Here is a 21,523-nt window from a genome sequence, read left to right as displayed (position 1 = left end):
CGTCCGCGTACGCGACTCGAAGCAGACCCACGGCCCGCAGCTCGCCTTCGGACCGCAGCAGTGGAACGCCTTCGTCACGTACGCGGCCGACCGCTGACACCCACGTACGGGCGCGCCCCGACGCCCCGTGTCCGGCTTCCCGCCGGGCGCGGGGCGTCCGTCGTGCGCGGCTCACCGGCCGGGAGGGCCGTGGGGCAGGGTTCGCCCGCCTACCGTCCGGTGGCGGGCGGGGTGTCGCGGACGCCGAGGCGCAGGTGCTCGACGTGGTAGAGGGCCTGGTCGAGGAGTTCGGCGACATGGTTGTCGTAGAGGGCGTAGACGATCGAGCGTCCGTGGCGTTCGCCCGCGACCAGGCCGAGGTTGCGCAGCAGGCGGAGCTGATGGGAGCAGGCGGAGGCTTCCATGCCGACGGCGTCGGCGAGGTCGCTCACCGAGCACGGGCCCTCCTGGAGGCGGGCCAGGATGTGCAGCCGCGAGGGCGTGGCGAGGGCCTGGAGCGTGGCGGCCACATCGGCGGTGCCGACGGCGTCGAGGCGCTCGCGGGTGGTGGCGCTGCTGGCGGTGTCGGTTCCGTGGCCCATGGGGCCATCATACCGAGGACACCTGAAAGACTATTCAGCTATTCATGTATGGTGGAGGTGATTCCCCCGCCCGCCCGTGAAGGGTCGTTCTGCCATGCCCTCAGTCCTCGATCAGCGACCCGCGCGGCCCGCAGCCGCGCCGCGTCCGGTCGCGCCGCGCGGCCGGACGCGCCTGCTGGCGCTTCCGGAGGCCCGTTGGGCGCTCGCGGCGCTGGTGCTGTTCCTCCTCGCCCTGCCCGTGTACCTGCTCGACGGCCCGGCGTGGCTGTGGACGGCGTTGTTCGCCGCCACGTACCTCACGGGCGGCTGGGAACCGGGATGGGAGGGCCTGAGGGCCCTGAAGGACAAGACCCTGGACGTGGACCTGCTCATGGTGGTGGCGGCGATCGGCGCCGCCGCGATCGGCCAGGTCCTCGACGGGGCGCTGCTGATCGTCATCTTCGCCACCTCCGGGGCCCTGGAGGCCGTGGCCACCGCCCGGACCGCGGATTCGGTGCGCGGCCTGCTCGACCTCGCGCCCCACACCGCGACCCGGCTCCTGCCCGACGGTACGGAGGAAACGGTCGACGCCCAGGCCCTCGTCGTCGGGGACACGGTCCTGGTGCGCCCCGGGGAGCGGGTCGGTGCCGACGGGCACGTGGTCGGCGGAACCAGCGACGTCGATCAGGCCACCATCACCGGTGAGCCGCTGCCGGTGGCCAAACAGACCGGCGACGAGGTGTTCGCGGGCACCCTCAACGGCACCGGCGTCCTGCGGGTGCGGGTGGAACGGGATCCGTCGGACTCGGTGATCGCCCGGATCGTGAGGATGGTCGAGGAAGCCTCCGGGACGAAGGCTCCCACCCAGTTGTTCATCGAGAAGATCGAGCAGCGGTATTCGATCGGCATGGTCCTCGCGACCCTCGCCGTCTTCGGCATCCCGCTCCTGTGCGGCGACGGCCTCAGGCCGGCCCTGCTGCGGGCCATGACGTTCATGATCGTCGCCTCGCCGTGCGCGGTGGTCCTCTCCACCATGCCGCCGTTGCTGTCCGCCATCGCCAACGCCGGACGGCACGGCGTACTGGCCAAGTCGGCCGTCGTCATGGAACGCCTCGGCCGGATCGACACCGTCGCCCTGGACAAGACCGGCACCCTCACCGAGGGCACCCCCTACGTCACCGACCTGCGCCCGCTGCACGGTCGCGGCCTCGACGACGACGGGCTCCTGCGACTGGCGGCCTCCGCCGAGCACCCCAGCGAGCACCCGCTCGCCCGCGCCGTGGTCGCCGCCGCCCACGAACGCGGCCTGGCGCTGTCCGAGGCCGAAGGCTTCACCTCCACGCCCGGCCAGGGCGTCACCGCCACCGTCGACGGCCACCTCGTCACGGTCGGCGCCCCCGCCCGGCTCCTGGACGGCGCCTCCCACGAACCGCACCGGAAGGCGGTGGCCGAACTGGAGGAGGCCGGACGTACCACCGTGGTGGTCCTGCGGGACGGCGTCCCGGTGGGCGTGCTCGGCATCGCGGACCGGCTCCGTCCCGACGCGGCGGCCACCGTCGCCGCCCTCACCCGCCTGACCGGCCGCGTGCCGGTCCTGCTGACCGGCGACAACGAACGCGCCGCGGCCCAACTGGCCGCCGAGGTCGGCATCACCGAGGTCCGCGCCGGGCTCCTGCCCCAGGACAAGGTCGCCGCCGTCAGGGAATGGGAGGCCCAGGGACGGCGGGTGCTCGTGGTCGGGGACGGTGTCAACGACGCCCCCGCCCTGGCCGCCGCGCACTCCGCGATCGCCATGGGGCGCGCCGGTTCCGACCTGGCCCTGGAGACCGCCGACGCCGTCGTCGTCCGCGACGAACTGGCCACCATCCCCTCCGTCGTGCAGCTCTCGCGCACCGCCCGCCGCCTGGTGCTCCAGAACCTGGCCATCGCCGGAGCGTTCATCACCGTCCTGGTGGCCTGGGACCTGATCGGCACCCTCCCGCTGCCGCTCGGTGTCGCCGGGCACGAGGGTTCCACCGTGATCGTCGGCCTCAACGGCCTGCGCCTGCTGCGCGAGCCCGCCTGGCCCCGCCCGGCCGGGACGGCCGCGTGAGCACAAACCCTCGGCGACGTCGTACCGCCCGGCCCTCCCCGGTGGCACCGCCGAAGGCATCCACCGGAGTCCGCGCGTGTGAGCGCGGAACCGGCGTCCGGTGCCCCGGAGCCGTCGTGGCTACGGCTGCGAGGGTGCCTGGGCGGGCGCGGGTGCCCCGCCCGGGGCGGGATCGGCCGCCCAGGTTCCGGTCGCGTGGGGCTCGGTCCGGCCGCTCCTGCCGGACGCCACGCCGCAGACCGCGAAGGTCACCCCGAGCAGACCGAAGATGATGGCGAGGTTGCCCTTCGCCTGGATGTCCGCCTGCCGCGCCGCGATCTCCCTCGCCCAGAGCGCCGCGTCCTCCTGCGTGGCCGCCTGGTACTCGGAGAAACACTTCATGAACGGCTGGTCCGGCGGGGTGTCGAGCTTGGTCGCGCAATCGGCGTCCTCGAACAGGGACAGCTTGCTGCCGAATTCACCCAGCGGCTCATCGGCCACCTCGGAGGCCGCGGTCAGCGCGACGGCCGACAGGATCACCGCCGTCGTCACGCTGAGCATCGCCAGGACGATACAGAAGACGGTTCCGGCGCTGCGCCCTTGGGATGACATGACAGGGAGGCTAACGGTTGACCTGAACTTCTGTCATTCCGGCGGGACTTGACGAGCGGGGCGCAGATGACAGCGGAGTGCGAGCACGGCCTCCAAGGCCGGCAGCACTCCATGAATGCCGGACAGGACAGCTACTCGGTTCAGCAGGGTCACCACTGTGCGGCGAAGGAAGCCACGGGGCGGGATCGTTCGCCTGGCGCGTACTCCACGCGGGGCCGCTCCAGCGGGCGTGGCGGCCCGGTGCGTGGCTCTTCCACGGTGCCCCGGCTTCGGTGCCGATCCGGGGGCGCTCTCGTTGTGGTGGCCGCGTGCCGGGCGGCCACAGGTGGCGGGGCCCGGAGGACGAACTGCCGGATGGCTGCGGTATCGGCCTTCAGCCCCGTCCGGTGGCTCTGGCCCGTGGGTTCACAAGAACCGACGGCCGGTCTCGCTCTGCGGCTGTGCCCGGGATCTCCCGGCAACGGGACGCCTCGGTGCGGCGGATGCGGTCGACGGCCAGCTCGCCGCTCGGGGAGAATCGGCCGCCATGTGGAAGAACAGAGCCGTGATGCTCACCCTGCTGATGTCGAATGTGGTGCTGCTGACGCTCCTGGTCGCTCCGTACGTGCTGTCCGAGGGTTCCGAGGGTGAGGTCGCGATAGGCAAGGCCGCCCCCCGAGATGCCACCGTCAACCTTCCCGAACTCAGGGGCGGGGAGATCCTGGCCGCGCAGCAGTGGCCGGACGCGTGCTCGTTCGTGAACCAGGAGGAGATCAGGGCGATCCTTCCCGGCGCCAAGGACATCGAACAGGAGAGCCGTCCGATCAGCGCTTTGTCGATCAAGGACTTCGCTGCCGACTCCTCATGGAAGGAGAGTGACCGGGCGAAGTCCGGTCAGTGCCTCTACAGCATGCGCCTTCCGGGCGAGACCTACGCCGCTACCCAGTTCTGGTTCCGCATCGAGGCCGTGGCCGACCCCGGGCTGATCGTCGGCTACGAACACCGCCTCGCGTCAGGATCCAGCACCAACCAGGGCGCGAAGGGCGCGGATCACTGCGTCATCACCGGTAATTTCGAGGGAAGCTGGAACTGCCGCAAAGGTCCGCTGCTGTTCACCGTGGGCGGGCAGAGCAGTGTGACCTTCCAGGGCGAGTCGGCCCCCGCACCGTTCGTCTGGCGGGACGACGTGCTGCCTGAGTTCGTCCGGACCATCGCAGCGAAGATCACATAGCCTCCCCGGGAGCGCGGAGACCACGTCGCCCCTGGATGCCGGACCCGGACGGAGGCGGCTTCGTCATCGGGGGCAACCCGAACTGGCGCGAGACCGCGTACGCGCTGCTGACCGGCCGGGAGTCCCTGCACGGCCCGTCCAGGCCCTGGCCGCCGGGCTTCCCGGTGGAGACGGGCCGCGTCGGCTCACTCGTCCTTCCGCGCGAGCGGACCCCGCCGGGTGCGGCCCGGGGCTTCCGGTGCCGCCCGGTGATCCTGAAAAACACTTCGGATACAGATCCGTATGCGGATACAGTCCTGTATCCGAAAGCCCGTCACAGAGCGGAACGGCGCAGCGAGGAGGCGGTCGTCATCACGGAACGGCTCACCCGGCAGCAGAGCCGGCAGATCACCCGCGAACGGATTCTCCGGTCGGCGGCCGGACTCTTCGCCAGCCAGGGCGTCAGCGGCACGTCGGTGGAACAGATCGTGGAGGCCGCCGGCTACACGCGGGGCGCGTTCTACGGCAACTTCGAGGGCAAGCACGAACTCGTCCAGGCCCTGCTGGAGGAACGGACCCGGCACGAGCTGGCCGAGGTCCGGGCGATGGGCACCGGGGCGGGCACCTTCGAGGAGACCCTCGACCGCCTCCGCTCCTGGCACCGCCGCCGCGACGAGAACCTCGTCGGCTGGCTGGCGCTGCGTACCGAACTGTGGCTGTACGCGCTGCGCGACCCGGAGCTGCTGCCCGGCCTGGCCGAGCGCGAGCTCCGCTCCCGGGAGGCCATCGCCCGTTCGCTGGAGCAGGGCTTCACCGAGCGCGGCATCACCGTGCCGGTTCCCGTGGAGCACCTCGCTCTGATCGTGCACGCCCTGGACGACGGGCTGTCCATCCAGCGGGTCCTCGCCCCTGCCGACAGCGGCCCGGACTCCGTCGTGGACGCGGTGGAACTCCTGCTCGCGTCCTGGGCCGCCCTCGCCCGTACCGTCGAACCCCCTCGCGAAGGTCCCGCGTCATGAGCGACGGCACGGGCGGGACCAGGAATCGGAGCACTCCCATGACATCTGGTGAACTCAACTTCACCCCTGACGACTTCACGCTCGCACTGGCCGACCCGACGCTGCGCCGCGTCTTCTGCGCGGTCGCGCTCGGTTCGTCCGCCCCGTCCGCGATCCTCGCGGGCACGGGACTCGACGCCCCGGTGGCGGCCAAGGCCATCGGGCAGCTGACCCGGACGGGGCTGCTCGTGGCCGGGGGAAACGGCCGCCTCGTCGTCGACGAAGCGGCCCTGGAACGGGCGGCCGGGGCCGCCGCGCGCCGTCGGGAGGAGGAGGCCGCGGCCGAGCAGCCCGACGTCCGGCTCCGGGGCTTCGTCCGGGGCGGCACCCTGCTGCGGCTGCCCGAGGAGACGGCCCCCGAGGCCCGGGGCGCGGTGCTGCGGCATGTGGCCGAGGCGACCTTCGCGCCGCCGGGTGAGCGGTACGACGAGCGCGCGGTGACGGAGCTCCTGGAACCGTGGTGCGCGTCGGGGACCACGGACGCGGTGTCACTGCGCCGGGCCCTGGTCGACCTCGGGCTGCTGCACCGCGAGTCGGGGTGGTACCGCCTCACCACCGCCCCGTAGCCGCCGGACGTGCCGCGGCGTTCCGCCCGGCCGCGTAGCCGCCGATCCCCAGGCCGATCCCGGCCAGGGTCAGTACGCCGCCGAGGACCCCGAGCGCCAGCGTCGCCATGGGGGCGGTGGCGTCGTCCCGTACCCGTCCGAGCACCCCGGCGGCCGCGACGCTGCCCGACCGCTCGTCGAGGAAGAACCGCGAGTCGTTCGCGTTGCCCCGGTTGTCCCCCAGCAGGAACAGCCGCCCGTGCGGCACCTTCACGTCGTACGGATCCAGGCCGGGGGACACCGCGCCGCGCCGCACGTACGGTTCGTCGGCCGGCTTCCCGTTCACCGTGACCCGGTCGCCGTCGGACGCCACGTCGTCGCCGCCCGTCCCGATGACCCGCTGGAGGACCGGCAGGTCCCCGTAGCGGCCGGGCACCCGGACGAGTACGACGTCGCCCCTGCGTATCTCGCCCGCGTCGACACGCTCGGCCACCAGCCGCTCGCCGACGCGGTACGTGGGCTCCATCGCGCTGCCCTCGACGGTGACACCCCGGTAGGCCGTGAAGAAATACCCGGTGCCTCCCACCGCCAGGGCCAGCCCGAGCGGTACCAGCACCCAGGCCGCTCCTCTGAGCCGGAAGCCCGCCCTCCGCTGCCGCATGAACCCGTCCCTCCCTCGGACCGCCCATGGCCGGGCGGACCAGCAGAGGATAGGGGGCCGGTCGGCGAAGGCGGCCCCCGGCCCTCAGGTCCCCGTGCCGAGGTCCACGCAGAGGCGGGCGAGGCCGAGCGAGCGCTCCAGGTCCTCGCGGCTCCAGGCCGCGCCGGTGTCCGGGCCCCGGCGGGCTTCGAGCACCCGCGTGAGGTGCGGGCGGAAGTCCGGCCACTGAGCGGCGGCCAGCTCACCGCCCTCCGACTTCGAGACGATGCGCCCGGTACGGACCGTCGCCAGCAGGCGGGCCGGTCCCAGGGACATCCACTCGACCTCGAACGCGGACACCGGGTGAGTGGCGCCGTCGGCCAGATAGATCTGTTCGGACAGCCGGATCCGGTTGCTCCAGTACTGGCCGAGGTTGGCGCGGGAGAACCTGATCGCACCCTCCCGCGCGGTCTCCTCCTCGATCGGGAAACCGGCGCTCCCCGGCTCCACCACCGCCATCGCCCCGTCCTCGGCGAGGGGGACGCGGACCCCGCACTGGACGATGTTGAGCCAGGTCGGCCAGTTCATCGGGCCGTCCGACGACTCGGGATGCAGGGCTCCGGCGACCGTCGCCACGACCGACCGGAGCGCGTCGGGCCCCTTGGCCAGCCCGTCCCGCGTCACATACATGGCGTCGATGGTGTGGCCGTGGGCCTCCCTGGACTTCTCGTGCAGCGGAGCGACGGCGTCACGGGCCCGGGAGTCCAGCTCCCGCTCCACCACGCAGACGAGGTCGATATCGCTCTCCGCCTGCCAGTCACCGAGCGAGGCGGACCCCACCACCACGACCTCCCGGAGGGTGTCGCCCAGGACATCGGTCAGCCGACACGCGAAACGCCGTGCGAGATTCCACGGTTCCCGGGCGGGGTCGATCGGGCTTGAAGAAGTCAACTCGACGCCTTTCTTCATATTTTTCTTCGCGTATTTCTTTGTGCTTTTCATCGTACTGGCGCGATGGTGCGTGTTCCCGCGACATCGAACAGATCGGCGCACGAGGTCAAGCGATTGGTCGCCCCTTATCAATGACAGTGATATTTCACCAGCGGCAGTATGTGACGGACTGCTCTTGGAGGGCCACGAACCGAGTATTCACTAGAACGGGAGTCTGGAAATGCGGCACAGCGGTGAGACGGTGCCGTTGGGTGGTGCCGTCCGGCGGGGGGACCGGTGGATGACCGAAAGAACTGTGTACGCGCCCCTGGCGGGGCGCGCCGATGACCCCGGACGCCAGGACCCGGTTCTCCGCGGCGTCCGCCCGGTGCTGCGGTCCACCGAACTGGGCAGTGTCACGGCGCACCGGATCACGTTCCGGGTGACCGGTGCCGCTCCCCATGTGCTGGAGGCCGATCCCGGGCGGCACGCGCTGGTGCTCAGCTCGTTCGGCGAGATCGAAGTGGCGCGGGCCGGGCGCGAACTGGTCGTGCGGGACGCGGCGGTGGCGCTGTGCGACACCCTGCTCCCCCTGGGCATCGGCCCGGCGCCGGGGAACCGGGCGGCCGAGGCGGTCGTGATGGTCTTCCCTGGCTCCGCGATGCCGACGGTTCCCCCGGACACCGCCGGGTCGCCGCACAGCGTCCGCGACGCGGCCGGTTCCGGGCCGCTGCTGCGTTCGTTCCTGGTCGAGGCGGCGGGCAGGGCCGCCGGGCTCGGGGCGCCCGAGGTGGCCCGGTTCGGCGATGCCGCCCTGCACCTGGCCGCGGCGGTGCTGGAACGGCACTTCGTCGACGCCGGGGAGATGTGTCCGCAGACCCAGCAGTACGAACTGATAACGCGCATCCGCGGATTCATCGACCGCAATCTGGGCGACTGCGGTCTCACTCCGGGCCTGGTCGCCTCGGCCCACCACATCTCCCTGCGCTATCTGCAACGGCTGTTCAAGACGGAGGGCAGCACACCGTCGGACTGGATCCGGCAGCGGAGGCTGGAGAACAGCCGCCGCGAACTCTGCGACACCCGGCTGCGATCGGTTTCGGTCCGTGAGATCGGTCTGCGCAACGGGTTCACCCAGCCGTCCGACTTCAGCCGGGTATTCCGGTCCAAATACGGGGTGCCGCCGGGGAGATTCCGCGACGACTGGTTCGAGCGGGACGCGATCGGCCAATCAGGTGGTCGCGTCACGGCAATGACAGATCCTGCGGTAGTCAGAAAAATCTAGTAGTGGCAGGAGAGCGAGAAAGCGAGAACCGGTTCGCCGTGGGCGGACCTGGCTGATCCGTTTCGCAGGAGGGGCCACACCGTGACCGTGCTGACGTCCAGGACTGATCTCCACATCGACCCTGAAAAGCTCCGCGCGTCGGTGGCGAGCCTGCTGGAAAGGCACCCGCTGGTCTTCGAGGGAACCCGGCAGCTCGCCCTCCAGCACCGGCCGAAGGCGCCGGACCCGTGGTACGAGGGCTGCCTGCGGCAGTCGCTGATCTCCTCGGACGCCGATTTCACCGAGGTGCACGCCGAGCTGCGGGGCAGCTATCTGGGCGAGGTCTTCGACCGGCTGCCGTTCACCCCCGTCCGTACCAGGATCATGGCGCTGGATCCGAAGCACTGCTATTCGGTGCACCGCGATCTGACACCCCGGTACCACCTCGCCGTCACCACGAGCGGGCATGCGCGGTTCGTGTTCGTCGAACACGACAGAGTGGTGAACATCCCGGCCGACGGACATCTCTACTACGTCGACACCCGGCAGCTGCACAGCGCGTTCAACGGGGGCGACGACCTGCGCGTCCACATCGTTTTCGGGACGGACAACGAGCGGGAATAGCAGCCGGAGGAGTCGGACGTGACGAATTTGGTGGCGCACTGGGACCGCCGCGCCGAGCACTATGACGAAACACCGGGAAACGCGCTGACGGCCAGCCAGGCCGCGGCATGGAAGTCGATGCTGGCGGAGGTCCTTCCCGTCCGTTCGGGGCGGCTTCTCGACATCGGCTGCGGGACGGGCACCTACACATTGCTGTGCGCGGAGCTGGGCTTCGACGTCCACGGTGTGGACACCTCGGAGCAGATGCTGGCGCGGGCCCGGCGGAAGGCGCTCGAACGGCACGCTCCGGACGACGGCCCCACCGTCACGTTCTCGCGGCTCGACGCGGCGGACGCCGCGGAGGCGGCGGGCATCGGCGGGCGTTACGACGCGGTGTTCTCCCGGAACGTGCTGTGGACCGTCGCGGACCCCGGCCGGCTGGCCGGGGCGGTCGCGGCGCACACGGCGAGGCCCGCCGTCTGGGTTGCCGTCGAGACGATCTGGGACGGGCGCCCGCACGGTGACTTCCAGGAGGTGGGCCAGGAGTTGCCGGGGTTCGGCGGCTGGCACCCCAACGTCCTGCGCGACCTCTTCGCGCGGCACGGATTCACCCGTACCACCTGGTCCAGCATCTCCCACCGGCCGGAGCTGGCGACGGCGGACCAGGACCTCCACGTGATGTTCCGGGTGAGCCGATGATCACCCTTGTCACGGGCCCCTGGGCACTGCCGCGGATGGAGATCGCGCACGCGGTCGCCGCCCGGCTCGGCGGACGGCCGGACGGCCGGACCGGAGTCGAGGTCGTCGACGGGGAGCAACTGGGCTTCGCCCTGATGGAGTTCCGTACCGGCCTGCCGGAGAACTTCCAGGAGGACCCCGTCTGGCAGGCGCTGTTCACCACGCTGTGCGTCCACACCGCCCGGCACACCGGCAGTGGCCGCGTCCTGGCACCGATGAACATCCACTGCGGCGCACGGCTGGCCCGCCTGCGGGCCGACATCGCGGCCCGGGGAGCGGCGGTGCGGGTGATCGGGCTGCGGGCGACCCGCGAGTACTGCGTGCGTCTGGCCGACGCCTTCCCGTTCTTCGAGCGGGACTCGCCGGACTACCACCGCGTAAGGAACTGGCAGCTGGCGCGGCTGGACGCGTATCTGTCGTTCGTCGAGGACCCCGGGGCCCCGGTCGACCACTGGGTCGAGCTCCTGCCGGACGCGTCCTCGGAGCAGGTGGTCTCGTCGATCGTCCGGGCGGTGCCGGCCGCCCCGGTGCCGACGCCGTCCTCGTCGGCGAAGCGCTGAGTGGCGCCCGTGACGGCCTGTCCGGAGGAAGTCATGACCCACGCCCGGGACGCGGAGTGCGTGGTCGCGTACCGGCGCCTGCGGAGCGGAGTGTCCACACCGCACCAGATCGGATACGGCCGCAACATGTACCCGGCCGCCCCCGAGCTCGTCGCGCGGGTCCGCTCCCTGATCACGGTGCTGTTCGAACAGCAGCGCATGACGGACTACTCGACCGGGTTCGACGGATCCGACCGGCATCTGATCAGCGCACTCACCGCGCGGTGGCTGGGCCGTCACGACATCGGGCCCGGCGATGTGTTCGTCATGTCCGGGTCGACGGAGGCGATCAGTGTGGTCACCGGATACCTCGCCGGCCGGGGGTACGAGTACGTGCTGCCGCTGCCCTGCTACTACGCCTTCGAGCAGTCCGCCCGCCGCTGGCACATGCCGGTCGGCGCCCACTACAACGGTGCGGGCGAACTGCACGGCGGCCGGCCGGGCGCGCCCCGTGCCGTCGTCGACATCGTGCCCAACGGGGTGACCGGCAGGCGCTTCCGGCTCCCCGGCCGGGCCGACGGCGACTTCCACGTCCTCGACTCGGTGTTCCAGGTGTCCGCCGCCGCCTCCGGAGGCGTCGCGGTGGACGACGGGCACCTGCGCGAGGCCGTCCGCGACCTCGACCTCGGCCGGGGCTGTGTGATGCTCACCGCGAGCAAGGACCTGTCGGTGCCCGGCCTGCGCGCGGGCCTGCTGATCACCCGTGACCCCGGACTGCGGCGGTACCTGGAGGCGGACCGGTTCGAGCGCTGCTACGCGCTGAGCCCCCTGTCCACCGCGGTCGTCGCGCTGTACGTCGCCCTGATGTGCGCCCGGTCGGCGCGGCGCGGCGGCACGGTGGCGGCGCGGCCCCGGTTGCTTCCCCCCGAGGTCGCGCCGGTCCGGCCGGACGCCGACGACCCGCTCGCGCGGATGCTGTGGCGGTCGTCGGCCGTCGACACCCTGGACCGCTATCTGCGGGGCATGGCACGGCACTACGCCACCGTCCTCGCGGTCTACCGCGAGCGGCTGGTGCCGCTGGGCATCGATCCGGCCCCCCGGTATCCGGAGACCGGCTACTCGCTGTTCCTGCCGCTGCCGGTCCGGGTCGACGGGCCCGAGGGGGCGGTCCGGTGGTGCAACCGGGTCGGCCGGGAGGCGGGGCTCAAGCTCAACCCGGCGGCGATCTTCGGGGGCAGCGACGAGCCGTGGGCCGCCCTGTACGACTGCACCCGCCCCTGGGTGCGGTTCAACTGTTCGGTCGCGGAGCCGGATGCCGTGGGCACCGTGAACATCCTCGAAACGGCGTTGAGGTGATGAGGTGACGGAGGGAACTGGCGGACGGACACCGGCGGGCGTCGACCCGCTGATGCTGGGCAGGGCGATAGCCGACGCCGACCGGCGGGCCGGGCACGCCCTCAACCTCGTGCCCAGTGAGAACCGGGTCTCGCCCCTGGCCTCGGTGCCGCTGGGCACCGACTTCTCCAACCGGTACTTCTTCAACACCGCGGGCGACCCCCTGTTCTGGGAGTTCCGCGGCGGGGAGGACATCGCGCACATCGAGGCGCTCGGGGCCGGTGCGCTGCGACGGATGGCCTCGGCGCGGTACTGCAACGTGCGGCCGATCTCGGGCATGAGCGCGATGATCCTCACCGTCGCCGCGCTGTCCGCGCCGGGCTCGGCCGTGGTCAGCGTCGACCAGGACTCCGGCGGCCACTACGCCACCCCTGCGCTGCTCGGCAGACTGGGACGGCGGTCCCGGCTGCTCGGCTGCCCGGACGGCCGGGTCGACACCGCGGGGCTGGCCGAGGCGCTCGCCCCCGGCGACGTGGACCTGGTCTACGTGGACGTGCAGAACTGCGTCAGGGTGCCGGACTTCGCGGCGATGTCGGACGTCGTACGGAGGGTGAGTCCGGCCACCCGGCTGTACGTGGACGCCAGCCACTACCTCGGGCTCGTCCTCGGCGGGCTGGTCGACAACCCCCTGGCGTGCGGGGCCGACGCCTTCGGCGGCTCGACCCACAAATCCTTCCCCGGACCGCACAAGGGCGTGATCTTCACCGACGCCGAGGAGGTCGACGAACGCCTGCGCGCCGCCCAGTTCGACCTGGTCAGCAGCCACCACTTCGCGGAGACCCTGGCGCTGTCCCTGGCCGCGCTGGAGGTCGAGCCGCGGATCGCCGACTACGCCCGGACGACCAACGACAACGCGCGACGGCTCGCCGGCGCCCTGGCCGACACCGGGTTCCAGGTCCACGGCGACCGGGACACCGGCTACACCGACACCCACCAGGTGTGGGTGGCGATGGACGGCCCGTCGGCCGCGTACGCCCTGTCGAACCGGCTGGCCGAGGCGGGCATCCGGGTCAACCTGCAGTCGTCGATGCCGCGGATGCCCGGGGTGCACCTGCGCCTCGGGTCGAACGAGATCACCTTCCAGGGTGCCGGTCCGCAGGCGATCGAGGAGCTGGCCGCCGCCCTGGCCACGGCGCGGGAACGGCCGCTCGGACCACGGACGGTGAGCGGTATCCGCGCCCGGTTCGGTGCGCCCTTCTACACCGATCCCGAGAAGCTGAGAGTGGAGGCCGGGCTGTGTACGTGCTGACCGGAAGGCCCCGCGGTGCCGGGGCGGGGACCGTGGCCGGGCGGACCGTCCCGGACGTGCGGGGGCGCGCGGCATGCGACTGATGACGTCCGACTACACGGAACTGGCCGCGTCCGGCCGCGGTTACGTGACCGATCTGCTGAGGCCCGACCGGACGTACGACCTGCTGGAGGGCTATGGCTTCGCGGTGACCCGGAGCCCCTCGGGGGCCGTGTCCGCCAAGGACGCCCACCGGGAGATGGCGGCGGTGCGCGCCGACTTCGGTCTCGGGGAGCCGTACGCCCCGCTCCTGTACCGCGACCGGGGCGCGCCGCCCGTCACGGAGGTGACACGGAAGGCCGGTTCGGACCATCCGGCGTTCCACACCGGCGCGGCGCAGGGCTGGCACACCGACGGGCTCCTGGAGGACATCGGGACGATCCGCACGACCCTGCTGTACTGCGTACGCCCGGCGCGCGGCGGCGGCCGGACGTTCCTGCTCAACGCGGGACGGGTCTTCGAGGAGCTGCGGCAGCGTGATCCCGAGGCGGCCGGGGTACTGCTGCGGGGCACGATCCTCGGCAGGCGGTCGACGATCCCGGGCGTGGTCCGCGAGGCCGTCGGGCCCGTGTTCGCCGCGCTCGGGGACGGCCACTACGCCACCCGGTACGGCGAGGGGCAGGTCGAGCGCTGGTATCCGAAGGACGCCGCGGAGCAGCGGTGCCTGGCCCGCGCGCTCCGCTACTTCCGGGCCCGGCGGGACGATCCGGACGTCCGGATCGATCTGCTCCTCCAGTCCGGCCAGTGCCTGATCTTCCGCAACGACGTGCTGGCGCACGGCCGGGAGTACTTCACCGACGACCCGCGCTGCCCGCGCCTGCTCCTGCGGAGCCTGCACACCGACGCCCCGGGGTGTGCCTCATGAGAGCCGCCGTCATCATCCCGATGGCCGGGCAGGGGACGCGTTTCGGGGCGCCGTACCCGAAGGAACTGCACGTCGTGGCACCGCACCGCACGGTGCTGCACTGCTGTCTCGAACCGCTGACCGCGCTCGACCTGGCACAGGTGCGGATCGTCTGCGTGGTCGGCCCGGACCGGGCCCGGTCCATGGACGTGGTCGCCCGGGAGCTGGGCGGGCGCGGCGCGGAGGTGGTCTTCACCGTGCAGAACCGGCGGCGGCACGGGCCGGGGCTGGGCGGCGCCGTCCGCGCCGGGCTGCCCTACTGCGACGGGGTGACCGCCCTGGTGCTCCCCGACCAGATCTTCACCACCAGAAAGCCGGACGACTTCGCGGAGGCGATGGACATGGCGCGGCAGCACGGCCGGTCGGCACTGGTCCACCCGACCACGGACCCCGAGGCGCTGCGCGCCGACGGTGCGGTGGCGCTCGACCGGAAGGCCGGTGTCATCACGGTGTGCGAGGAGAAGCCGGAGCGGGACCTCGGCCGGTTCGACGGGCTGTGGGTGGTCCCGATGGTCTCCCCCGGCCACCGGGCGCTGCTGCCCGAGGTGGCGGCGGATCCGGCGCGCGTCCTGACCGGCGCCGCCTACGTCGAGGTCGACGCCTACGTCAATGTGACGCGGCCGTCCGATGTGTGGGGCCGTCGATGCCCGACGTACTGATGGACTGCACCGGCCACCGGGTCGACTGGACGTCGCTGGGCGGGATCGGGCTGCGTGCGCGGGAGCTGGCCTCGGAGATCGCCCGGGTCGCCGACGTCACGGTGTTCTCCCCGGGTTCGCTGCCCGAGCCGCTGGGCGCGGGCGTCCGGCTGGTGACCCGGGAGTCCGCCTGGGCCGGTGAGCTGCGCCGCAGCGACATGGTCTATTCCTTCGACTCACCGTCCCCGGAACGGCTTTCCGCCGTGGCCGACAGCGGCAGGCCGATGATCGTGGAGAACGCCCCGCCGCTCGAACACGCGCTGTACCCCTCGCTGGCACGGCGCGCGGACCGCGAGAGCGTGTACCGGAACACGGTGGAGGCGTACCGCCGCCAGCTGGCGAGCGGGGCGTTCTTCACCTGCCGGTCGGCCGTGGAGCGGGCGACGCTGGTGGCGAACCTCTGTGTCACCGGGCGGGTGTCGGTGGAGGCGATGCGGGCGTCCGGCGCGCTGGACGGGCTGGTCTCCACGATCCCCGTCGGGTTCTCGGAGTCCGCCGCGGCGGCGGCCCGGCGCCGGCTGTCCGAGGTGGACCGGGAGCGGGCGTTCCGGGTGATCTGGTCGGGCGGGCTGTGGACGTACCTGGACCCGCTGTTCGCCCTGGAGGCCGTACGGATCGCCCGTGGCCGCGGGGTGCCGGTGGAGCTGGTGTTCCTGTACGGGCGTGAGAACGCGGACAACGCGGCGGTCCTGTCCGGTCTCCTCGGCGCCGTCGAGAAGCACGGGTGCGGCGGCTTCGTGACCGTACGCCGGGCCCCGCTGGGCCGGGCGGAGTACTTCCGGGTGCTGGCCGGGGCGTCCGCGCTGATCTGCACCGGGCGGCGCGGCGTCGAGAACGACACCTGTGTGCGGCTGCGGGCCAGGGACTCCCGGCTGTTCGGTCTGCCCACCGTGCTCGACCGGCACGGCCCGACGTTCGACGAACTGACCAGGGACGGGCTGGCCCACGGTGCGGACGACCCCGAGGAGGGGGCCGACGCGCTGGCCGCGATCCACCGGCAGCGCGGCGATCGCGCGCCGCTCGACGCGTACGCCTACCGCCGTACCGCGCGCGACCTGTGCGCGTGGATCGAGAAGGGGAAGGGGGAACGATGAGTTCCGGGGACGAGAGGGAAGAACGGGACGAGCCGGGCGGCCGGGAGAAGGCGGCGTCGGCCCTGGGGCGCCCCTGGCGGGCCCCCCGCGACCACTCCGGGCCGGTGTTCGTCGCCGGGCAGGGCGCCTGGCTGGTCGACCGGTCCGGGCACCGGGTGATCGACGCGACGTCCGGGGCGCTCAACGTGTTCTGCGGGCACGGTGTCGAGCCGGTGGTGGACGCCTATCTGGCGCAGCTGAGGACCCTGGCCCATGTCGACATGGCCCAGGGGCTCGCCGGGCCCGCGCACCGGCTCGCGGACGGGCTCCGGGACATCCGGGGGCACGGCGGCGAGCGGTTCTTCTTCGCCAACAGCGGTTCGGAGGCGATCGAACTGGCCGTCGGGCTCGCCTCGCGGTACTGGGCGGCCACCGACGGACGGCGCACGGACATCGTCGCCTTCGAGCGGGGTTACCACGGCTCGACCGCACTGTGCCAGGCATTGTCCGGGCTGCCGCAGACCGGTGACGCCCCGGGCCGGGGCGCGGTCCGTGTGCACCATCTGACGTTCGGCGGGTTCATCGGCGCCGGGCAGCGGTCGGAGGCGGCGCGGGCGTACGTCGCGGCGCGGCTGCGGTCGCTGCTGGCCGGTTCGGCGGCGGGCACGGTGCTGATCGAGCCGTTCCTGAACGTCGGCGGCGGCATCCGGCTGCCCGAGGGGCTGCTCGGTGACGTCCGCCGCATCTGCGACGAGTACGGGGCGCTGCTGGTGCTGGACGAGGTGTTCACCGGGGTGGGCAGGACCGGGGCGTGGTTCGCGCACGAGCACCCGGGGGTGCGCCCCGATCTCACGGCGTTCAGCAAGGGGCTGACCAACGGGGTGTGCGCCCTGTCCGCGGTCGCGGCCGACCGCCGGGTCCTGGACCGGCTTCCCGCCGGGAGCATCGTGCCGTACGGCCACACGATGTCCGCCTCGGCGGCGGCCTGCGCGGCGGCGAGCGCGACGCTGGAGCACATGTGCCGGACCGGGGCCGTGGACGCGGCCCGGGTGACCGGTGCGCGGCTGCTCGGCGCGCTGGAGCGGGAGCTGCGCGGCACCGACGGCGTGGTCGACGTACGGGGGCACGGCCTGGCGCTGAGCATCGAGCTCGACGGCCCCGACTGCGCCGGGAGCGTACAGCGGGTGGTCTACGACCTCGGGGCCTACACCCGGCAGCAGGGCAGCACGGTCCTGCTCGCCCCGCCCGCCTGTCTGAGCGGCGCGGAGGAGGACCGGCTCGTCGACCATCTGGTCACCGGGGTCCGCAAAGTGGTCGCAGCGCGGTGAGGAGCCGACGATGACGGACATGACCGGCGTCGATGACGCCCTGGAGCACATCGAGCGGCTTCGCCACGGCGAGGTGCTCACCACGGAACGGGCGTCGGCGGTGCTCGCCCTCCACCGGGCGGGCCGGCTCGCCGACTACCAGCTGTCCGCCTGGCTGGCGACGATCGCGGCGCGCGGCTTGCGGTTCCCCGAGACGGTGGCTCTGACCAGGGCCTATCTCGGTCCGGACCGGCAAAGGGCGGCGGTCGGCGGCGGCGGGGGTCGGCCGGTCGTGGACAAGCACAGCACGGGGGGCATCGGCGACAAGACGACGCTGGTGGTCGTGCCGCTGGTGGCCGCGCTCGGGGTCCGGGTGTGCAAACTGAGCGGGCGCGGGCTCGGGATCGCCGGGGGCACGATCGACAAGCTGGAGAGCGTGCCGGGGCTCCGGCTCGCCTTCACCGGGGCGGAGCTGGCCGCGCGGATCGCCGCCGACGACGCCGTCATCGGGTCGTTCTCGGGCGAGCTGGTGCCCGGTGACACGGCGACGTACGGGCTGCGGTCGGTGAGCGGCTGTGTGCGCTCGGCACCGCTGATCGCCGCGAGCATCGTCAGCAAGAAGGTGGCGGTGGGCGCCGACGCGGTGGTGTTCGACGTCCGGTACGGGGCCGGTTCGCTGGTGCCCGATCGCGGGGCGGCGCACCGGCTGGCGGGGCTTCTGGTGCGGCTCGGCGGCGCGTTCGGGATGCGCTGCCGGGCGGTGCTCAGCGACGGGTCCGTCCCGCTGGGCCGGACCGTCGGCAACGCGGCGGAGGTCGACGAGGCGATCGACTTCCTGCGCGGGCGGGGGGACGGGAGGCTGGCGGCGGAGTGCGAGGCCCTGGCCGTGCAGATGGTGCGGGTGGCCGAGCCGGACGAGCCGGAGGCGAGGATCCGGGAGCGGCTGCGGTCGGCGGTCGCGTCCGGGGCGGCGCTGTCGGTGTTCGTCCGGATGCTGACGGCGCAGGGCGGCGACACCACGCCGATCCTCCGTGGTGACGGGTACTGCCGCCCGGCGGTGCGGACCCTCGTACGCGCCCGGCGGGCCGGGTGGGTCACCGACGTGTCGGCGCTCGACATCGGCCGGGCCGCGCTGAAACTGGGCGCGGGCAAGGTGTTCGCGGGTGACGTCATCGACCCGCACGCCGGAATCCGGCTCGCCCGCCCCCTGGGCGGGCGCGTGGCCGAAGGGGACGTCCTCGCCGAGGTGTTCCACCGCGAGGGGTTCGACGGTGGTGCGGCGGTGGTGCTGGTGGCCGGGGCGGTCCGGATCGGACCCCGGGAGGACTGCCGGGTACCGCGCGAACCGGAACCGGTGCCGCAGGCCGACGCCCGTGCGGGGGCCGCCGGGGAAGTCGCCTCGAAAGACGCCGCCGACGCCTCCTCGGGCGTTGTTGCTGATGTCTCCGCGGGTGTCGCCGCTGACGTCTGTGCGGGCGTCGCCGCTGACGTCTCCGCGGGCGTCCGCGCCGACGGGACGGGGGCGTTCCATGTCTGACCCCCTGTCCAGCCCGGTCGCCGCGCCCGCGCCCGCCTGCGAGCGGGACCTGCGGGAGTACCTGTCCCGGATGCTGCACTGGCACTTCGGAGAGGACACCGGCTCGCGGTTCTGGGTCGGCCACCGCGCCGCGCTGCCCTTCGACCCGGTCACCGACATCATCACCTTCGACGATCTGCGCCGGTTCCCGTCCCGGGTGAACGAGCTGCGCGAGGCCCGCGTCGAGGACCTGGTCCCCCGGGGCCTGGCCGAGGAACCCCCGCCCTACGTGGTGGAGTCCGGCGGCACGACCGGCAGGCCCAAGCGCGCCGTCCTGTCGCAGAGCCGGATCGAGCAACTGGTCGACCTGTACTGCGCGTACGTACCGGAGGCCGCGGGGCACACCATGCTGTCGCTGTTCCCGACCGGCCCCCACCTCGCGGGCAACTGGCAGCGGCGGTGGGCGCGGCGGCTGCGCGTGCCCTATCTCCAGGTGGACATCGACCCGCGGTGGGTGAAGTCGGGGATCGGGGCGGAGGTGCGGCGCCGGTACGTGGAGCACGTACTGGCCCAGGCCCGGGACGTGCTGCGCACCCAGCACGTCGGGCACCTGCTGGTGACCCCGCCGCTGCTGCGGGCGCTGGCCCGGTCCGAGGAGCTGGCGGAGCGGGTGCGGGCCACGGTGCGGGTCATCACCTGGGGCGGGGCCCGGATGACCCGCCAGGAGGTCTACGAGTACGCGCGGCTGGTGTTCCCGGACGCCGTCTTCGCGGCCACGTACGCGAGTTCGATCACGGGAACCCGGGCGCTGCTGAGGCGTACGACGGCGTACGACGACCATCCGGTGTTCGATCCGGTCGGCCCGGAGCTGTTCGTCCGCGTCGTCGATCCGGGCACGCGCGGGCCGGTGCCGTACGGGACGCGGGGCCAGGTGCTGATGCACACGGTCACCCGGGACATGTTCCTGCCGAACAACCTGGAGCGGGACCTGGCGGTGCGGGTGGCCCGGGGCGAGGAGTGGCGGGGCGACTCGGTCGCGGACGTCGCGCCGATGGCGGAGTTCGAGGGCAGCCGGGTCGTCGAGGGGATCTACTGATGGGCGGCGCACGGGAGGAGCAGCGGGTGCCCGTCGTACGGGAAACCACCGCGGGCCGGGTCGGCGGGGTGCAGTACCGGCCCTCCGGCTTCGCCCTGTGGCGGGGCATTCCGTACGGCACGGTCCGGCCGGACGGCGGCCGGTTCGCCGGTCCGGTGCGGCCGGAGCCCTGGGAGCGGGTGCGTCCGGCGCTGCGGCACGGCCGGATGTCCTGGCAGCTCCCGCCGGTCCACGACCGGGCGTCGGGGGGCCCGCGGGACTTCGGCTTCGCGCACACCGCCGACCCGGAGCACGAGGACTGTCTGAACCTCGATGTGTACACCCCTGACCCCGGGCGGGCGGGCCTCCCCGTGCTCGTCTGGTTCCACCCGGGGATGCAGGTCGCGGGTTCGGGGAACATGCCCGGCAGGCGTCCGGAGGTCCTGAGCCGCAACCACGGCGTCGTCGTGGTGACGATGAACTTCCGCCTCGGGTGCTGGGGCCATCTCTTCCTGGACGAGCTGGGCGGTCCGGGCGGCCCCGTGGGGCGGGACACCGCCAATCTCCGGCTGCGCGACCAGGTCCTCGCCCTGGCCTGGGTGAAGGAGAACATCGCGGCCTTCGGCGGTGACGCCGCCAACGTCACCCTGTTCGGCGAGTCCGCGGGAGCGCGCAACATCGGCTCCGTCCTGGGGTGCCCCGCCGCCGAAGGACTCTTCGAGCGGGCCGCCCTCTACAGCGGCGGCTGCGAGAACGTGGTGCCGCGGGACGCGGCGACCGCCTTCGCCCGGGAGTTCCTGGAGTGCGCCGGTCTCACCGACGCGCCCGGACGGCTCCTCACCATCCCGAACGTGCACCTGAGGCTGGCGCACGAACGCCTGCTCGAACGGCACGAGATCGTGCACTACCGGGACGTCGTGGACGGTACGCACCTGGAGCGGCCACCGATCGAGGCGATCGCGGCGGGTGCGTCCGGCAAGACCGACCTCCTCGTCTCCCACACCGCGGACGAGGCCGGTCTGTGGGACCGCCTGATGCCGGACGGGGCGCGCGTGGTGGCACGGGGCGCGCGAACCGGTGTACCGGCCGCGCGGTACGGGACGGACCACGCGGCGTTCATCAACGCGGAGCTGTTCCTGCGTCCCGCGCGCGAGCTGTTGCGGACGAAGTCCGCGTCGGGCGGCGGCCGGTGCTGGTACCAGGTGTACGACCACGTGCCGTCGAACCACAGCTTCGCCGACGCCCCTCGCGCGGTGCACGGCATGGACCTGGCCTCGCTGCTGCTCGACCTCTCCTGTCCCGGCAGCGCCTCGGAGGCGGATGTCACGGTGGCCCGTCATGTCCAGGGGGCGCTCGTGGAGTTCGCCCGCGGCAGGGGCCCGGCGACCGGACAGGTCCCCTGGCCCGTGTACGACCGCACGGCGGAACTGCTCGTCCGCATCGGGCCAGAGCCACGGGTGGAGAGCGCCGTGTGGCCGCCGGACGACGACCACCCGGCAGCCGGCCGGTAACGGGGAC

22 protein-coding genes are annotated in these 21,523 nt (G+C 72.7%); 18 read left to right on the top strand and 4 right to left on the bottom strand.

Annotated elements, in window-relative coordinates:
- Positions 1-97 (top strand): DUF397 domain-containing protein (locus tag ACFVWY_RS13240; protein WP_389870933.1); only part of this gene is annotated, 97 nt, incomplete at its 5' end.
- 112 nt (positions 98-209) lie between these two features.
- Here ACFVWY_RS13240 and ACFVWY_RS13235 read toward each other — a convergent pair.
- On the bottom strand, positions 210-581 hold the full coding sequence (locus ACFVWY_RS13235) for an ArsR/SmtB family transcription factor (RefSeq protein WP_389870744.1): 372 nt from the start codon (positions 579-581) through the stop codon (positions 210-212).
- 94 nt (positions 582-675) lie between these two features.
- On the opposite strand from ACFVWY_RS13235, the gene ACFVWY_RS13230 reads away from it, so the two are divergent.
- Complete coding sequence (locus tag ACFVWY_RS13230) at positions 676-2,652, top strand: heavy metal translocating P-type ATPase (RefSeq protein ID WP_389870741.1); 1,977 nt, start codon at positions 676-678, stop codon at positions 2,650-2,652.
- A 120-nt stretch (positions 2,653-2,772) separates the two neighbouring features.
- Here ACFVWY_RS13230 and ACFVWY_RS13225 read toward each other — a convergent pair whose 3' ends face one another.
- The gene (locus ACFVWY_RS13225) at positions 2,773-3,243 is read right to left on the bottom strand and encodes a hypothetical protein (protein WP_389870739.1); all 471 of its coding nucleotides are present in this window, start codon (positions 3,241-3,243) and stop codon (positions 2,773-2,775) included.
- 526 nt (positions 3,244-3,769) lie between these two features.
- Between ACFVWY_RS13225 and ACFVWY_RS13220 the strand changes: the two genes are divergently transcribed.
- The 3 genes from ACFVWY_RS13220 to ACFVWY_RS13210 are packed head-to-tail and all read left to right on the top strand — an operon-like array spanning position 3,770 to position 6,056.
- Complete coding sequence (locus tag ACFVWY_RS13220) at positions 3,770-4,453, top strand: hypothetical protein (RefSeq protein ID WP_389870736.1); 684 nt, start codon at positions 3,770-3,772, stop codon at positions 4,451-4,453.
- A gap of 35 nt (positions 4,454-4,488) precedes the next feature.
- On the top strand, positions 4,489-5,451 hold the full coding sequence (locus tag ACFVWY_RS13215) for a TetR/AcrR family transcriptional regulator (RefSeq protein ID WP_389870734.1): 963 nt from the start codon (positions 4,489-4,491) through the stop codon (positions 5,449-5,451).
- A 38-nt stretch (positions 5,452-5,489) separates the two neighbouring features.
- Entirely contained in the window at positions 5,490-6,056 is a 567-nt protein-coding gene (locus tag ACFVWY_RS13210; protein ID WP_389870731.1) for a DUF2087 domain-containing protein, read from the top strand.
- Here the strand turns inward: ACFVWY_RS13210 and lepB are convergent.
- Positions 6,040-6,696 carry a signal peptidase I gene (gene lepB / locus ACFVWY_RS13205; protein ID WP_389870729.1) on the bottom strand — a complete coding sequence of 219 codons (657 nt, stop codon included), beginning with the start codon at positions 6,694-6,696 and terminating at the stop codon, positions 6,040-6,042. The two genes, ACFVWY_RS13210 and lepB, sit on opposite strands and share 17 nt — an antisense overlap.
- A gap of 84 nt (positions 6,697-6,780) precedes the next feature.
- Positions 6,781-7,626: a nucleotidyltransferase domain-containing protein gene (locus ACFVWY_RS13200; RefSeq protein WP_389870727.1), complete on the bottom strand. Its 846-nt coding sequence runs from the start codon at positions 7,624-7,626 to the stop codon at positions 6,781-6,783.
- 280 nt (positions 7,627-7,906) lie between these two features.
- On the opposite strand from ACFVWY_RS13200, the gene ACFVWY_RS13195 reads away from it, so the two are divergent.
- From ACFVWY_RS13195 to ACFVWY_RS13135, 13 genes are all read left to right on the top strand, one after another.
- Positions 7,907-8,890, top strand: a complete 984-nt coding sequence (locus ACFVWY_RS13195; protein WP_389870724.1) for an AraC family transcriptional regulator — start codon at positions 7,907-7,909, stop codon at positions 8,888-8,890.
- 81 nt (positions 8,891-8,971) lie between these two features.
- Positions 8,972-9,493: a hypothetical protein gene (locus tag ACFVWY_RS13190; RefSeq protein ID WP_389870721.1), complete on the top strand. Its 522-nt coding sequence runs from the start codon at positions 8,972-8,974 to the stop codon at positions 9,491-9,493.
- Positions 9,494-9,511: 18 nt separating this feature from the next.
- The gene (locus ACFVWY_RS13185) at positions 9,512-10,171 is read left to right on the top strand and encodes a class I SAM-dependent DNA methyltransferase (protein WP_389870718.1); all 660 of its coding nucleotides are present in this window, start codon (positions 9,512-9,514) and stop codon (positions 10,169-10,171) included.
- Positions 10,168-10,770 carry a hypothetical protein gene (locus ACFVWY_RS13180; RefSeq protein WP_389870715.1) on the top strand — a complete coding sequence of 201 codons (603 nt, stop codon included), beginning with the start codon at positions 10,168-10,170 and terminating at the stop codon, positions 10,768-10,770. Before ACFVWY_RS13185 ends, ACFVWY_RS13180 begins: the two co-directional genes overlap by 4 nt.
- A 33-nt stretch (positions 10,771-10,803) precedes the next feature.
- Positions 10,804-12,105 carry a hypothetical protein gene (locus tag ACFVWY_RS13175; protein ID WP_389870712.1) on the top strand — a complete coding sequence of 434 codons (1,302 nt, stop codon included), beginning with the start codon at positions 10,804-10,806 and terminating at the stop codon, positions 12,103-12,105.
- Between the two features lie 4 nt (positions 12,106-12,109).
- Positions 12,110-13,393, top strand: a complete 1,284-nt coding sequence (locus ACFVWY_RS13170) for a hypothetical protein (RefSeq protein ID WP_389870710.1) — start codon at positions 12,110-12,112, stop codon at positions 13,391-13,393.
- A gap of 73 nt (positions 13,394-13,466) precedes the next feature.
- Positions 13,467-14,297, top strand: coding sequence for a TauD/TfdA family dioxygenase (locus ACFVWY_RS13165; RefSeq protein ID WP_389870707.1), 831 nt, complete (start codon positions 13,467-13,469; stop codon positions 14,295-14,297).
- Positions 14,294-14,995, top strand: a complete 702-nt coding sequence (locus ACFVWY_RS13160) for a hypothetical protein (RefSeq protein ID WP_389870704.1) — start codon at positions 14,294-14,296, stop codon at positions 14,993-14,995. The genes ACFVWY_RS13165 and ACFVWY_RS13160 overlap by 4 nt, the downstream gene beginning before the upstream one ends.
- Positions 14,980-16,128: a hypothetical protein gene (locus ACFVWY_RS13155; protein ID WP_389870702.1), complete on the top strand. Its 1,149-nt coding sequence runs from the start codon at positions 14,980-14,982 to the stop codon at positions 16,126-16,128. Before ACFVWY_RS13160 ends, ACFVWY_RS13155 begins: the two co-directional genes overlap by 16 nt.
- Positions 16,125-17,435, top strand: a complete 1,311-nt coding sequence (locus tag ACFVWY_RS13150) for an aminotransferase class III-fold pyridoxal phosphate-dependent enzyme (protein ID WP_389870699.1) — start codon at positions 16,125-16,127, stop codon at positions 17,433-17,435. The genes ACFVWY_RS13155 and ACFVWY_RS13150 overlap by 4 nt, the downstream gene beginning before the upstream one ends.
- A gap of 10 nt (positions 17,436-17,445) precedes the next feature.
- Positions 17,446-18,951 (top strand): thymidine phosphorylase, encoded by a 1,506-nt coding sequence (locus tag ACFVWY_RS13145; RefSeq protein WP_389870696.1) that lies wholly within the window; start codon positions 17,446-17,448, stop codon positions 18,949-18,951.
- Positions 18,944-20,026: a phenazine antibiotic biosynthesis protein gene (locus tag ACFVWY_RS13140; RefSeq protein WP_389870694.1), complete on the top strand. Its 1,083-nt coding sequence runs from the start codon at positions 18,944-18,946 to the stop codon at positions 20,024-20,026. The genes ACFVWY_RS13145 and ACFVWY_RS13140 overlap by 8 nt, the downstream gene beginning before the upstream one ends.
- Positions 20,026-21,516 carry a carboxylesterase family protein gene (locus ACFVWY_RS13135; protein ID WP_389870692.1) on the top strand — a complete coding sequence of 497 codons (1,491 nt, stop codon included), beginning with the start codon at positions 20,026-20,028 and terminating at the stop codon, positions 21,514-21,516. The genes ACFVWY_RS13140 and ACFVWY_RS13135 overlap by 1 nt, the downstream gene beginning before the upstream one ends.
- The last annotated feature ends 7 nt before the right edge of the window (positions 21,517-21,523 follow it).

Origin of the sequence: Streptomyces sp. NPDC058195 (assembly GCF_042883525.1) — a bacterium.
Classification (GTDB): domain Bacteria; phylum Actinomycetota; class Actinomycetes; order Streptomycetales; family Streptomycetaceae; genus Streptomyces.
This window is presented reverse-complemented; position numbering and strand designations above follow the sequence as displayed.